The organism is Campylobacter sp. GB48, assembly GCF_049221845.1.
Classification (GTDB): domain Bacteria; phylum Campylobacterota; class Campylobacteria; order Campylobacterales; family Campylobacteraceae; genus Campylobacter_D; species Campylobacter_D lari_C.
On the sequence record NZ_JBMJAR010000009.1, the window covers coordinates 1 to 13,112 of the forward strand.

Below are 13,112 nucleotides of genomic sequence, written 5' to 3' on the forward strand. Positions count from 1 at the left end.
ATGATTTTAAAGAGGTATTGTTTGATTGAGAATTTTCAAATCCCCCCCCCCGTAGAATAATAAGACATTAAAACTCCTTAGAATTTTTTATGATAAAAATAAATCGGAATTGTATTGAAATTTACTTTATAGAAAGTTTAAATAATAAATGAAAATAAATTTTTAATTAATAATTTCACTTAAAAGCTATGAAAGTTTCAAAATTAACCCATTTAAATACACTTTCTACTTTAGAAAATCCAGCTTTTTTAAGCATGGTTATGTTTTCATTTTGAGTATAAGGTATGAGGATATTTTCTAAAGCTTCTCTTTTACTTGCAATTTCTAGCTTGCTATAACCTTGTTCTAACTTATACTGTTCATAAATTTGTATCATTTTTTTAGCTATTTTCACATCTTCATATAGAATTTTTTCACTAAATACAAACATACCATTTTCATTTAGGTTTTGATAGATTTTATCAACCAACTCTTGCCTTTTAGGTGGGCGGATAAACTGCAAAGTATAAGTAGCTATAAAAACATCATTTTTAAAAAACTCAAAATCATCTAAATTTTTTTGATAAAATTCCACCCTAGCTCCAAAGGCTTGACATTTGTTTTTGGCGATCTCTAACATAGCATTAGCTTCATCAACCCCGCTTAAAAGAAAATCTTTTCTTTTTTCATAAAGTGCAAGTAATAAACTAGCCGTAGAACAACCTAGATCACAAATTTTCGCATTTTGTGGCGCAAAATGATCGATAAGTTCAACTATGAGTTTTAAATTTTGCGTATAAAAAGGCACGGATCTTGACACCATATCATCAAAAACGCTTGCTACGCTTTTATCAAATTCAAATTGTTTTTCTAAAGGTTTTTTAAAAATTTCATCTTTCATTTAATTTTCCTAAAATTTCTTTTGCTTTGTTAATATCTTTGCTAATTTGTGCTTTTAATAGAACCAAATCATTAAATTTCTCATTAGCTCTTATATACTCAATGAAACTTAACTCCACTAACTTTGCATTTGTGTTTGTAAAATTTTCATCTAAAATATGTGTCTCTAAAGCAAAATTTTTATCAGTAGATCTTATACCTATAAAACTTACACTATGATAACTTTTATTTTCAATCTTTACTAAAGTCGCATATACGCCATCTTTAGGTAAAAAGAAATCTTTTGTGTATAAATTTAAAGTCGCAAAAAGCTCTTTAGCACCTATACCTTGTCCTTTGATAATATTTGCTTGTATAGTATAAAACCTACCTAGAAAATTTTTAGCTTCTTTAACTTTAGCTTCTTTAAGTAAGGTTTTAATCATACTTGTATGCACACTTTTATTTTGAATTTTAAACTCATCCACAATGATGGTGTTTATACCACAAAGGCTTTGTATATCTTTGGCACTGCATTTTCTTTCTTTACCAAATTTAAAATCATAACCTACGATAATCTTTTCTAGCTTGGGAAATTCTTGCTTTAAAAGCTTTAAAAAATCCTCGCCTTTGTAATTTTTGATTTTTTCAAAATCACAAAAAATCATAGGAAAATCAACTAAATTTACTCTAAAATCCTTAGGCGTTAGGGCTTCTTTTTCTTCTTTTGTGATGATAAGTAAAGCTCCGTTTTCATCTAAATGCTTAAAAAGCTCAAAATGCCCCAAATGCATACCATCAAAACGTCCTATGGCTAAATTTGTGATTTTAGTTTTTTCTATAGGCGTAGAAAAACTCAACATTACCTTCTTTTCCTTTTAAGTGCGACTCTTGACTTACTTGTAAGATCCAGCCAAGCTTTGCGCAAGCTTTTTCAAAGCTTTCTTTAGCAGCTTTAATAGCTTTAGTATCTTTTACTACTCCATTTTTATCGCGCTTAACGTTTTTACCTACTTCAAATTGAGGTTTAAAAAGCAAGATGATAAGATCTTTAGCAAGTTTATCTATATGAAAAATCAAATGCGTTAAAGAGATAAAACTCACATCACAAGTAATAACATCATATAAAATTTCACTTTTAAACTCACGCAAATCGGTATTTTCGCAAATTTGGATATTTTCTAATTTTCTTAAGCTTTCATGAAGTTGATTAGAGCCTACATCTAAAGCTGTAATATGCTTTGCATTATTTTGATGTAAAATTTGCACAAAACCTCCAGTCGATGAGCCTATATCTAAACAAATTTTATCTTTTATAGTAAATGCATGCTCTTGTAAAAAATGCTTGAGCTTAAAAGCAGCCCTGCTTACAAAAAGCTCTTCTAAAAGTATGAGTTTTAAACTCTCATCTTCTAAAGGATTTTGGCAAGTGATTTTAAAAGAGGTTTTTCTAAACTCGCCATTGAGTAAAATTTGCTTATTTTCTATAAGCTCACAAGCTTTATTGCGAGAAATGTTTAACTTTGTACTTACAAAAACATCAAACCTCATCATCACCGCCTAAAAGAGCATTAAACTCGGTTTCATTGATACACTTAACCCCCAAGCTTTGAGCCTTTTCAAGCTTTGAGCCTGCTTCACTTCCATATAATACAAAATCAGTTTTCTTAGACACACTAGAGCTTACTTTTGCTCCAAAGCTTTCGATTAGCTCTTTAAAATAATCACGTGATTTGCTTAAAGTTCCTGTGATAACAAAGGTTTTATTAGAAATATTTTCATTTATAATAAGCTCTTTTTTCTCATCTTCTAAATGCAAAATTTCATAAAAATGTTTAATACGATTTGCATTGACATGGGTAAATTCTTCTAAGCTTTTAGCCATTTGCTCACCAAAGCCTTCTAAATTTGCATAAGCTTCATAGCTTTGCATAAACCATTCAAAGCCAAAAGATTGCGCTAGCTTTTTAGCTGCCACTTCTCCGATATGCTCTATACCCAAAGCAGTAATAAACCTTGATAAAGGGCATTTTTTTGCATTTTCAATGGCGCTTAGAAGATTATTGATTTTTTTCTCTTTAAAGCCTTCCAAGCCTTCAAAATCACTGTATTTTAAGAAAAATATACTTTCTATATTAGTGATTTTTCCTTCTTTAAATAAAAGCTCGACGATATTTTCTCCAAGGCCGTCTATATTTAAACACTTTTTAGATACAAAATGTATAATGGAATTTACAAGTCTTGCTTTGCAGTCTAAGTTTTGGCATTTTAAAAAAGCACCCTCATCTAAAAGCTCACTAAAACACTCAGGACAAAGAGTTGGTTTAGTAATCTTACTTTCTAAACCATCACGTCTTTGGGTGAAAACTTTGGTGATTTTTGGTATCACATCGCCACTTCTTATCACACTTACACTATCGCCTATCATCACTCCAAGTCTAGCTATCTCATCAAAATTATGCAAGGTTGCAGACTTTACTACAACCCCATCTAAATTTACAGGTTCTAGTACTGCCACAGGGGTAATCACTCCGCTTCTTCCAACTTGTAAATTAACCCCAAGCAAGGTTGTAGTTTTTTCCAAAGCAGGAAATTTAAATGCGGCCATAAATTTTGGAAATTTCACGGTATAACCCAAAAGCTTACAATGAGCTAAATCATCAACTCTTACAACCATACCATCCATCATCATAGGTTTTTGATCTCTTTTTTCTAAAAGCTCATGATATTTTTCTAAAACCTCATCTAAAGTTTTCACACAAAAAACAAAATCATCTTTTAAAAAACCAAGACTTCTTATAAATTCCATCACTTCAGAGTGCTTGCTAAATTTTAAAGAATTCTCCCCCACTCCCCAAGGATAAAATTTTAAATTTCTTTCTTTTGTAATGCTTGTATCAAGCTGTCTTAAAGAGCCGCTTGCTGCGTTGCGTGGATTTGCAAATAAACTTAAGCCATCTTTAGCTCTTTTTTCATTGATTTTTTCAAAATCTTCTTTTAAAATCACTACTTCACCACGAATTTCTATCTTGTCTTTATAAGGAATTTTTTGAGGTATGTTAGATATTTCTTTTACATTTAAAGTAATATCCTCACCTACTTCTCCATCGCCCCTTGTAGCACCGCTGATTAAAATACCATTTTCATAAGTAAGATTTAAACTTGCTCCATCAAATTTAGGTTCTATGAAAAAATTAAACTCACATTTAGCTCTTTTTGCCCAAGCTCTAAGTTCAGCTTCATCGAAAACATCTTCCATAGACCACATTTTTGCACTATGTGCAAGTTTATGAAACTCACTTTGTATAGTCGGGGCAATATTTTGCGTAGGAGAATCTTTAGAAATCTTTTCTTGATGAAGCGTTTCAAATGCTTTTAACTCTCTTATAAGTTTATCGTATTCTTCATCACTCGCTAAAGGCTCATCATCTTCATAATAAGCCCTCATCCATTCTTTTGCTAATTTTACCTTTTCTAAATACTCTTGATAAGTCATCACTACTCCAAAGAAAGTTCATCCATAGCTTTTGCAAGTTCAAACATTTGTTTATGCTCATACACATCATGCACTCTTATAATGCTTGCACCATTTTTGAAAGCCTCCAAATGCAAATAAAGCGTACCAGCTAGTCTTTGCTCAACACTTGAGTTAAAATAAGCATTAATCACACTTTTTCTACTAGCTCCGATTAAAAGCTCTTTTTCAAAGCGTAAAAAATGCTCTAAGTGTTTGATTAACATCATATTATGCCAAGGACTTTTACCAAAACCAATGCCAACATCTAAAATCACATCTTCTAAACCAAGCTCACTTAATCTTTCTAGTTTTTGAGCAAAAAAATCATCAAGCTCAGCGAGTACATCTTCATAATGTGGGTTATCTTGCATATTTTGTGGGGTATCTTGTATATGCATGAGTGTGTAAGTAGCTTTGTATTTTAAAGCTAGTTTGGCTAAATTTTCATTTTTAAACCCAGTAATATCATTAATAAGCTTAAAGCCTTTATTTAAAGCATATTCTAAACAATACTCATCAAAGCTATCTAAACTAAAAATACATTTTTCATAAAGTTTTTCTCTATAAATTAGATCTAGGGTATTTTTTAAACGCTTAAACTCTTCTTCTTTTCCACAATACACACTACCAGGTCTTGAAGAAACCGCACCTATATCTATATAATCAGCCCCTTGAGAAATTATAAGTTCTATTTTTTCTAAAACTTCATTTTCTTTAACCCTACTTTGAGCATTAAAACTATCATCATTGATATTAATCACACCCATAATTTTTGCATATTTTGGTTTAGTGAAGTTAGATTTTAAAAATAGTGCTAAATTTTTAAGCTTAAAATCTTGTAATTTTTCTTTTTCTATAAGCTTTTTAGCTTGATCTTGCGTTACCATAAGCAAGGCATTAGTATGCTCTTTACCTAGTATAACTTCTTTATGTGTTACAAGCTCAGCTCCAACTCTTAGTGCATCTTGCTTGAGTATATTTGCAGCAGGCGCTCTTAACTCTTTAATAAGAAAAAAATGAATTTGAGTTTTTTCACTCATAATTTTCTCACCTGCTTTGTGTGGTTTTATATATTTAGAAATTTGTTCAAAGTCTGTGTTAGGATTGATTTTAATAATTTTCATTTTTTCTCTCGTGTAAAATTAAAGCTATGGTGCTTAGTAAAATAGTTGGCTTTGTATTTAATTTAGCTAGCTCATAAGCTTTGTAAAAAAATTCAATTTCTTCATCGTTTAATTTTATATCTTGTTTAAAACACTCATGGCTTAAAGCACTAATTAACTCTAAACACTCATGTTTGTCTATATTTTCATATTGTTTTAACAATGAAGCAATTTGAGCTAGATCTATTTTTTTAAGATCTAAATTTAAAGACATTTTTTCTTTTTGAATTTTATGCTTTTCTACGATAAATCTTGAAAGTATAGTAGGCAAAAAAACATTTTTTGAAGGAGCTACGATGATAAAATATACATTTTTTGGTGGCTCTTCAAAAAGCTTTAGTAAAAAATTTTGTGCTTCTTCACGAAAAGATCTAGCTAGTATAACAATGATTTTAGCTTGTGCTTCAGCTACATAGCTTTCTTTCATAATAGCTTTTGCGGTTGCTTGAGCGTTTTTATCATAAGTTAAATCATTTAGTCTTAATTCTAAGTCAGGATTTTTAGGTATGAAAAATTTAAGATTTTTTGCTCCATATTCTTCTGTGAGTTTTTCTTGCATTAGCTCAAAATCATTATGAATAATGATTTTATTTCTTAGATTCAAATTTCTACCTTAGAAAAAAGTACAGCCTCTAAGCTTTGTTCAAATACTTTATATAAAGAAATAAGTTTATAGTCTAATTCCTTATCACGTGAAGAAAGATAAAAGCTATTTTGCAACTGCTCATCAAAAAGCCAAAGCATACTTTCTTCTTTAGAATTAGCAATTTTAAATTTAAAACCTGTGTTAGTTCCTATATAAAAAAAAGCATAACCGTTAGGAAAAGAAATACTCAAAAGATCATTAAGCAAATCTATATCTTCTTGGGTATTACAAGCTTTATTATAAATTCCTTTTAAAGACACAAAAGGCACTAAAGGTCTTGTGGAACTGGCATTAATTTGGCTTAAAAAATACTCTTCAAACCACGTTCTTTGATCATCAGTAATCACAATAAAAGTATAACCTTGCAAAAGCAAAGCTAACTTAGAAGCAATCAAAGGCGACCATTCAAGACGCCTTTCTTCTAACCAACTTGTATAAGTACCATTTTCTCGAATTTGTTCTAGGGTAAATTTTAAAAAACTATTGCTCATTTATACATCTAATTTATAAACTTCATGCAATACTCTTACAGCCAATTCGCCGTATTTTTCATGCACGATAACTGAAATTTTAATTTCACTTGTAGAAATCATTTGTATGTTGATATTTTCATTTGCCAATGCTTTAAAAGCTGCTGAAGCTACTCCAGAATGTGATTTCATACCCACACCCACAACTGAAACTTTTACCACAGCATTATCTGTTTCTATATTAGCATTAGCACCTAAAACTTTTTTCATAGCATTAGTTGCTAAATCAAGCTCGTTTTCAGGCACAGTAAAGCCTAAATTTGTAGCTCCATCTACTCCGACATTTTGGATAATCATATCCACATTGATATTTTCATTTGCTAAAGTTCCAAAAATTTCAGCAGCAATACCTGGTTTATCATCAATATTTCTTAAAGTAACCCTTGCCTGGTTTTTATCTAGTGCTATACCACTAACCAAAGCCTGTTCCATATTTTCCTCCTTAGTAATAATCGTCCCTTCATTTTCATTAAAGCTACTTCTAGTAACTAATTTCACATTTAATTTTTTAGCAAGCTCTACAGAGCGATTTTGCAAAACTTTAGCTCCTAAACTTGCAAGCTCTAGCATTTCTTCATAAGAAATTTTATCTAGCTTTTTAGCCTTTGGTTCAATTCTAGGATCTGTAGTATATACTCCATCTACATCAGTATAAATTTCACATAAATCAGCATTTAAAGCTCCTGCTAACGCAACTGCACTTAAGTCACTTCCACCACGACCCAAAGTAGTAACATTACCCATTTTGTCAATACCTTGAAAGCCAGCAACCACTACGATATATCCTTCATCTAAAGCTTTGTTAATATTTGTAGTATCAATGTGTTCAATTCTTGCTTTAGTATAAACATCATCTGTAATAATCCCTGCATTGCGTCCGGAAAATGCAGTGGCTTTTAAACCCATTTCATTTAATGCAATAGCAAGCAAAGATGAAGTTACACGCTCACCACTACTTAAAAGCATATCCATCTCACGGCCTGAAGGGTTTTTACTGAAATGGTGTGCAAAATCGATAAGCTCGTTAGTCACTCCACTCATCGCAGAAACTACTACAACTAACTTATCGCAAGTTTTTTTACTTTTTGCTACTCTTTTAGCAACTTCATCAATACGCTCAAGCGTTCCTACGCTTGTTCCTCCATATTTTTGTACGATCAGCATTAAATATACCCCCTTTCTTTAAAATATTTTAAAACCTTAATATATATAGGTTTTTTAAAATGGTTAATCATATCATAAACATCTTCTAATGAAGCAAACTTATATGCATCAAATTCAGGATTTTTAGTATTTAAATTTACAACAGCTTTATTTTTCAATCTAACTAAAAAATATTTTTGATTTTGACCATCATAAGGATACATTTTTTTAGCAACTTTGGCTGGAAAATCATAACTAATCCACTCAGGATGTTCGGCTAAAATTTCAACCTCATCTGTACCTATTTCTTCTTTTAATTCTCTAAACAATGCACTTTTAGCATCTTCCCCCTCATCTATACCACCTTGAGGAAATTGCCATATATCTTCCATATCATTACGTTTAGCAAGTAAAATTTTACATTCAAAAGGATAAGCTGATGATAATATTATAGCAGCTACATTTGGCCTATATTTTTTTTCTTTTTCCATGATTTTCTTATCCTTGACTTTTAAATAATATAATTCTAACAAAAAAATACGAATTTATAATCACATTTTAAAGAAGTTTTATGCATTTATATATACATATACCATTTTGCGAAAGTAAGTGTTTTTATTGCTCTTTTACCTCGCTTAAAAAAAAGGATTTTGAGAAAGATTATTTAAATGCCTTAATGCAAGATATAAAATATCAACTAGATTTTTTCAAGCTTGATAAAAATTCCATAAAGACTGTTTTTGTAGGTGGTGGTACGCCTAGTTTAATGGAGGCTAATTTTTATGAAAAAATATTTATCTTTTTGCAAAGCTATTTACAAAAAGATAGTGAACTAAGTATAGAAGCTAACCCCAACTCAAGTAATTTTACATGGCTTAAAGAAATAAAAAATTTAGGTTTTAATCGTATTTCTTTTGGAGTGCAAAGTTTTCATGAAAAAAAATTACAATTTCTTGGGCGTATACATGATCAAAAAGCTATTTTCACTAGTATAGAAAACGCAAAAAAAGCAGGATTTGACAATATCAACTTAGACTTAATTTATGATACAAAACTTGATGATAAAAAAATGCTTGATTATGAAATTTCCAAACTTACTTTGCTCGATATTAGCCATGTAAGTGCTTATAATCTAACCATAGAAGAAAAGACAAGATTTGCTAAAAAATTTCATTTTAAAAAAAATGCACCACGCCTTGCAAAGTATTTTATAAAAGCGATTGAAAATCTTGGTTATAAGCAATATGAAATCAGCAATTTTGGACAAATTTGTAAACACAACCTTGCTTACTGGCAAGGAAAAGACTATATAGGCTGTGGTTTAAGTGCAGTAGGATTTTTAAAAAATCAAAGATTTTATACTAAAAAAAGTTTAAAAGATTATATAGCAAATCCTTGTTTTAGAGAGCTTGAAAATTTAAATTCAAAAGATTTGCGTTTAGAACATATTTTTCTAGGACTTAGAAGTATTATAGGAATAGATGAAAAAAAATTAGAGCCTTTAGAGAAAGACAAAACTATTTTTCTTAGCAAAAAAGGGAAATTGATTTATAAAAATGGGTTTTTTTACAATACTAACTACCTTTTAAGTGACGAACTAGCTTTGTATATTAGTACTTAGATTTTTATCTTAATGATGAGAATATTTTTATTTTATTAAAAATATAAAATTATCATATATTATTTTGATATTAAATTAAAAAGAGGTAATATAATGAATTTCAACACTATTATAGAACATATGAATTTACATCATCAGTCCAATCTTATAGATTTGTGTAAAAAATTTTCAAACTCCAAAATCATTGAAAAAGCTTTACTTAAAAGTGTTGATTTTGAAGGATTAGATATTATCTATAACAATAATCAAACATTACGTGTTAATTTTCCAACAAAAGCTGATGAAAATTCTATTAAAGATGTAATCATAGAACTTTGTTTAGGCACAAAAAGCGATAACACAGAAAATATCCATCAAGAAATTAATGAATTTATTGCTCAATATAACTCTATCATTTTAGCAACACTAACAGAAAATGGAGAGACTACTTGCTCTTATGCTCCATTTTTTAGATTTCAATCTGAAAATTATATTTACATTAGTCAAATCAGCGAGCACTTTAACAATATCAAAGCAAATCCAAAAAATATTGAAGTGATGTTTTTAGAAGATGAATGCAAAGCAAGCTCAGTAACATTAAGAAAAAGATTGCGCTATAAAGCAAGTGCAACCATACTAGAAAGAAACAATGATTTTGATAAAAAATATGACGAATTTGAAAAACAAGTAAAAGATGATAAAGCAGTAAAGATGATCAGAACAATGCTTGATTTTCATTTGATTAAACTTGACTTTCATAATGGACGCTTTGTGAAAGGATTTGGGCAAGCTTATGATATACAAGATGGTAAAATTATTCATATTAAAGGTAAGCATCCCCATAAATTTTCTCATAAAAAATAACACCACTAATTTTTAGTAGTGTTATCAATATTTAAACTTCAAAGCCCATTTAACAAGTAAAATCAAAACAGGCACTTCAATCAATGGACCTATAATAGCAGCAAATGATTGTAATGAGTTTATACCAAAAGACGCAATGGATATGGCTATGGCAAGTTCAAAATTATTACCACTAGCGCTAAAACTAATAGCTGTGTTTTTTTCATAGTTTAAACCTAGTTTTTTACTTATAAACCAAGAACTATAAAACATTATCACAAAATATAAAAACAAAGGAATGCAAATTTTAAATACATCCAAAGGTAAACTAAAAATATCACTTGATCTATAAGAACACATAATAATGATAGTAAAAAGCAAAGTAATAAGTGTAATAGGACTAATTTTAGGTAAGAATTTTTGCTCAAACCATTCTTTACCTTTTAAACCAATAAAAATAACCCTACTTAAAATTCCTAGTAAAAAAGGCAAACCAAGGTAAATTGCCACATTTTTCAAAATTTCATCCATTCTTATTTCTAGGTTATTTTGAAAACTCAAGCCCAAAAGAGAAGGAAAAAACTCTAAAAACAAGTACACATAAAAAGCAAAACACAAAATTTGAAAAATAGTGTTAATACCCACTAAGGCAGCAGTGTACTCTTTATCAGCCCTAGCTAAATCACTCCAAACTACCACCATAGCTACACAACGAGCTAAACCTATGATGATAATACCTTGCATATAATCAAGATCATTTTTTAAAAACACCCAAGCTAATATAAACATCAAAATAGGACCAAAAATCCAATTTAAAAATAAAGAAAGTATTAAAGCTTTAAAAGAATGAAAAATTTTAAATATCTTTTTATACTCAACCTTAGCCAAAGGTGGATACATCATTAAAACCAAACATACCATAAGTAAAACATTATTTTGATTATAATTAAAACTCTCCCAAAAATTTGTAATATTAGGAAATATAAATCCTAAAAATAATCCAAAAGCCATGGCTATAAAAATCCATAGGGTTAAAAATCTATCTATAAAACCAAGCATTAAAGCTCTCCTTGTATGATTTTTTCTAAAAGCTCTTTAAGTTTTAATTCTAAACTTTCTACCACCTTAACAAATTCCTCATCTTCAAAATCACTAGGATCTTCCAAACCAAAATCAAAATGAAACTTTGCCACAATATTTGGACAAGCTACTCCACAACCCATTCCTACAACAATATCTAAATCCTTAGGTAAACTATCAAAACTCTTTACCTTATAAGAACTTATATCAAGGGCGTATTTTTGCTTTAAAATCTTTATAGCCTTAGGATTAATTCCTTTAGAAATATCACTTCCTGCCGAATAAACATCTAAATCCAATCCAACCTCTTTACATATTTTCTTACACAAAGCTTCAGCCATTTGAGATCTGCAACTATTATGAATGCAAATAAAAGCTATTTTCATTATTATTCCTTAGGGCATTCGCAAGAAAATCTTTTAAGCTCGGGAAGCTTTATAGAAAGCTCATTGATGTTTTTTAACACATCATTGCAAAAATTATTTAAATTTTCTTTTACTCCATAATAGGCCCAAACGCCTTGTCTATCTACTTCTAAAAAATTAACTTCTTTTAAAATTTTTAAGTGCCTTGAAAGCCTTGATTGACTCATATTTAACGAGCTTTGTAGATCGCACACACAAAGCTTTCCATGTTTTTGTAAAAAAGCTAGAATTAAAATTCTGCTTTCATCATTAATCGCACTTGTTATTTTTAAAAACTCTTGCATAAAAATCCTTATATAAAAAATATTAAAAGCCCAAAGCTAATTGCTATAAAAACAATCATACTTGCAAATAAAATTAAAAAGCTTGTTTTAAAAATTCTTTTAAGTAAAATAAGCTCAGGCAAAGAACACCCTGCTCCTGCTATTAGAAAACTCATCATTATACCAAGAGGAATTCCGCTAGTAGTTAAAGCTAGTGCTACAGGTATCATAGCAGTACAATTCATATAAAGTAAAACCCCTATAAAAGCAGCTATAAAGACACCCAGCACTCCATAATCTTTCATATAATTTTGAAAAAAATCTTGTGGGAAAAAGCCGTGTATAAAAGCTCCAATACCCATACCTATAATAATATAAGGTAATATTTTTTTATATTCTTTAAAGCTTTGTATAAATAACATTTTGATTTTATAGTCTTTTATCTTAGCCTTAAATTTCAAAACTTTACCGCTAATTTTAGAATTTTTAACAAAAATAGAACTGGGTTTTTGACAACATGAGCTTTGAAAAGTATTATTAGAACAACATGACTTTTGCTCTAAATCATTTTTTAAAAAGTCTTCATTAAAAAATTTTCGAGTGTTTATTTTAGAAACACAAAAAGCAAGAAATAAAATCACGCAAAATAAAAATCCCACGTATAATAAGGATATTTTTAAACCAAAACTTACTGCAAACATCACTACTATAATAGGATTTATTAAAGGCGAGGTGCTAAGATAAGCTATACATACACCTAAAGGAACGCCTGCTCTTAAAAAAGCATTTAAAAGTGGTATACTTGAACACGAACAAAAAGGTGTTAAAGCACCTAAAAATATAGCTTTGATATAGCTTCCAAATCCATCACTTTTTAGGTGAGTCTCAAAAAATTTAGAATACTTTTCATTCACAAAAGCAACAAGCATACTTACCAAAATAAACAAAATTGAAATTTCGCTAAAAAGAAACAGAAATTCTTGTAAAATAGTTAAAATTTTATCCAACATATTTATCCTTTCGGTATTTTTTTTGTGATTATAA

At 29.6% G+C, this 13,112-nt stretch carries 15 protein-coding genes; 2 read left to right on the forward strand and 13 right to left on the reverse strand.

Features of this window, described 5'->3' with window-relative positions; all coding sequences use genetic code 11:
• Positions 1–175: 175 nt before the first annotated feature.
• The 9 genes from cmoA to ACOTVC_RS05810 are packed head-to-tail and all read right to left on the reverse strand — an operon-like array spanning position 176 to position 8,348.
• Entirely contained in the window at positions 176–880 is a 705-nt protein-coding gene (gene cmoA / locus ACOTVC_RS05770) for a carboxy-S-adenosyl-L-methionine synthase CmoA (RefSeq protein ID WP_421627948.1), read from the reverse strand.
• Entirely contained in the window at positions 870–1,721 is an 852-nt protein-coding gene (locus ACOTVC_RS05775) for a bifunctional riboflavin kinase/FAD synthetase (protein ID WP_421627949.1), read from the reverse strand. The genes cmoA and ACOTVC_RS05775 overlap by 11 nt, the downstream gene beginning before the upstream one ends.
• On the reverse strand, positions 1,687–2,409 hold the full coding sequence (gene tlyA, locus ACOTVC_RS05780) for a 23S rRNA (cytidine-2'-O)-methyltransferase TlyA (protein WP_039641307.1): 723 nt from the start codon (positions 2,407–2,409) through the stop codon (positions 1,687–1,689). Before tlyA ends, ACOTVC_RS05775 begins: the two co-directional genes overlap by 35 nt.
• Positions 2,399–4,354 (reverse strand): NAD-dependent DNA ligase LigA, encoded by a 1,956-nt coding sequence (gene ligA, locus ACOTVC_RS05785; RefSeq protein WP_421627951.1) that lies wholly within the window; start codon positions 4,352–4,354, stop codon positions 2,399–2,401. The genes tlyA and ligA overlap by 11 nt, the downstream gene beginning before the upstream one ends.
• Before the next feature lie 2 nt (positions 4,355–4,356).
• A complete protein-coding gene (folP, locus tag ACOTVC_RS05790; protein ID WP_421627952.1) occupies positions 4,357–5,499 on the reverse strand; it encodes a dihydropteroate synthase in 1,143 nt (380 codons plus the stop codon).
• Entirely contained in the window at positions 5,486–6,097 is a 612-nt protein-coding gene (locus tag ACOTVC_RS05795) for a DNA polymerase III subunit delta' (protein ID WP_257935707.1), read from the reverse strand. The genes folP and ACOTVC_RS05795 overlap by 14 nt, the downstream gene beginning before the upstream one ends.
• Positions 6,098–6,138: 41 nt before the next feature.
• On the reverse strand, positions 6,139–6,675 hold the full coding sequence (locus ACOTVC_RS05800; protein WP_039641299.1) for a HobA family DNA replication regulator: 537 nt from the start codon (positions 6,673–6,675) through the stop codon (positions 6,139–6,141).
• Positions 6,676–7,878: an aspartate kinase gene (locus ACOTVC_RS05805; RefSeq protein WP_039641297.1), complete on the reverse strand. Its 1,203-nt coding sequence runs from the start codon at positions 7,876–7,878 to the stop codon at positions 6,676–6,678.
• Positions 7,878–8,348, reverse strand: a complete 471-nt coding sequence (locus tag ACOTVC_RS05810; protein WP_039641294.1) for an RNA pyrophosphohydrolase — start codon at positions 8,346–8,348, stop codon at positions 7,878–7,880. The genes ACOTVC_RS05805 and ACOTVC_RS05810 overlap by 1 nt, the downstream gene beginning before the upstream one ends.
• A gap of 80 nt (positions 8,349–8,428) precedes the next feature.
• Here ACOTVC_RS05810 and hemW point away from each other — a divergent pair, with 80 nt between their 5' ends.
• Positions 8,429–9,478 carry a radical SAM family heme chaperone HemW gene (gene hemW, locus ACOTVC_RS05815; RefSeq protein WP_087685629.1) on the forward strand — a complete coding sequence of 350 codons (1,050 nt, stop codon included), beginning with the start codon at positions 8,429–8,431 and terminating at the stop codon, positions 9,476–9,478.
• A gap of 93 nt (positions 9,479–9,571) precedes the next feature.
• Positions 9,572–10,321: a HugZ family heme oxygenase gene (locus tag ACOTVC_RS05820; protein ID WP_039641290.1), complete on the forward strand. Its 750-nt coding sequence runs from the start codon at positions 9,572–9,574 to the stop codon at positions 10,319–10,321.
• 24 nt (positions 10,322–10,345) lie between these two features.
• Here ACOTVC_RS05820 and arsB read toward each other — a convergent pair whose 3' ends face one another.
• The 4 genes from arsB to ACOTVC_RS05840 are packed head-to-tail and all read right to left on the reverse strand — an operon-like array spanning position 10,346 to position 13,078.
• Positions 10,346–11,359 carry an ACR3 family arsenite efflux transporter gene (gene arsB, locus ACOTVC_RS05825; protein WP_214099513.1) on the reverse strand — a complete coding sequence of 338 codons (1,014 nt, stop codon included), beginning with the start codon at positions 11,357–11,359 and terminating at the stop codon, positions 10,346–10,348.
• Positions 11,359–11,766: a low molecular weight phosphatase family protein gene (locus tag ACOTVC_RS05830; protein ID WP_087689808.1), complete on the reverse strand. Its 408-nt coding sequence runs from the start codon at positions 11,764–11,766 to the stop codon at positions 11,359–11,361. The genes arsB and ACOTVC_RS05830 overlap by 1 nt, the downstream gene beginning before the upstream one ends.
• 2 nt (positions 11,767–11,768) lie before the next feature.
• Positions 11,769–12,089 carry an ArsR/SmtB family transcription factor gene (locus tag ACOTVC_RS05835; RefSeq protein ID WP_421627955.1) on the reverse strand — a complete coding sequence of 107 codons (321 nt, stop codon included), beginning with the start codon at positions 12,087–12,089 and terminating at the stop codon, positions 11,769–11,771.
• Positions 12,090–12,097: 8 nt separating this feature from the next.
• The gene (locus ACOTVC_RS05840) at positions 12,098–13,078 is read right to left on the reverse strand and encodes a permease (protein WP_421627956.1); all 981 of its coding nucleotides are present in this window, start codon (positions 13,076–13,078) and stop codon (positions 12,098–12,100) included.
• Between the last annotated feature and the right edge of the window lie 34 nt (positions 13,079–13,112).

Bases quoted from the DNA above. Each gene is read 5' to 3' on its own strand.
- ACOTVC_RS05835 (WP_421627955.1), bottom strand. From the start codon at position 12,089: ATGCAAGAGTTTTTAAAAATAACAAGTGCGATTAATGATGAAAGCAGA.
- ACOTVC_RS05830 (WP_087689808.1), bottom strand. From the start codon at position 11,766: ATGAAAATAGCTTTTATTTGCATTCATAATAGTTGCAGATCTCAAATG.
- ACOTVC_RS05810 (WP_039641294.1), bottom strand. From the start codon at position 8,348: ATGGAAAAAGAAAAAAAATATAGGCCAAATGTAGCTGCTATAATATTA.
- ACOTVC_RS05795 (WP_257935707.1), bottom strand. From the start codon at position 6,097: ATGCAAGAAAAACTCACAGAAGAATATGGAGCAAAAAATCTTAAATTT.
- cmoA (WP_421627948.1), bottom strand. From the start codon at position 880: ATGAAAGATGAAATTTTTAAAAAACCTTTAGAAAAACAATTTGAATTT.
- folP (WP_421627952.1), bottom strand. From the start codon at position 5,499: ATGAAAATTATTAAAATCAATCCTAACACAGACTTTGAACAAATTTCT.
- hemW (WP_087685629.1), top strand. From the start codon at position 8,429: ATGCATTTATATATACATATACCATTTTGCGAAAGTAAGTGTTTTTAT.
- ACOTVC_RS05820 (WP_039641290.1), top strand. From the start codon at position 9,572: ATGAATTTCAACACTATTATAGAACATATGAATTTACATCATCAGTCC.
- ACOTVC_RS05840 (WP_421627956.1), bottom strand. From the start codon at position 13,078: ATGTTGGATAAAATTTTAACTATTTTACAAGAATTTCTGTTTCTTTTT.
- ligA (WP_421627951.1), bottom strand. From the start codon at position 4,354: ATGACTTATCAAGAGTATTTAGAAAAGGTAAAATTAGCAAAAGAATGG.
- ACOTVC_RS05775 (WP_421627949.1), bottom strand. From the start codon at position 1,721: ATGTTGAGTTTTTCTACGCCTATAGAAAAAACTAAAATCACAAATTTA.
- ACOTVC_RS05800 (WP_039641299.1), bottom strand. From the start codon at position 6,675: ATGAGCAATAGTTTTTTAAAATTTACCCTAGAACAAATTCGAGAAAAT.
- arsB (WP_214099513.1), bottom strand. From the start codon at position 11,359: ATGCTTGGTTTTATAGATAGATTTTTAACCCTATGGATTTTTATAGCC.
- tlyA (WP_039641307.1), bottom strand. From the start codon at position 2,409: ATGAGGTTTGATGTTTTTGTAAGTACAAAGTTAAACATTTCTCGCAAT.
- ACOTVC_RS05805 (WP_039641297.1), bottom strand. From the start codon at position 7,878: ATGCTGATCGTACAAAAATATGGAGGAACAAGCGTAGGAACGCTTGAG.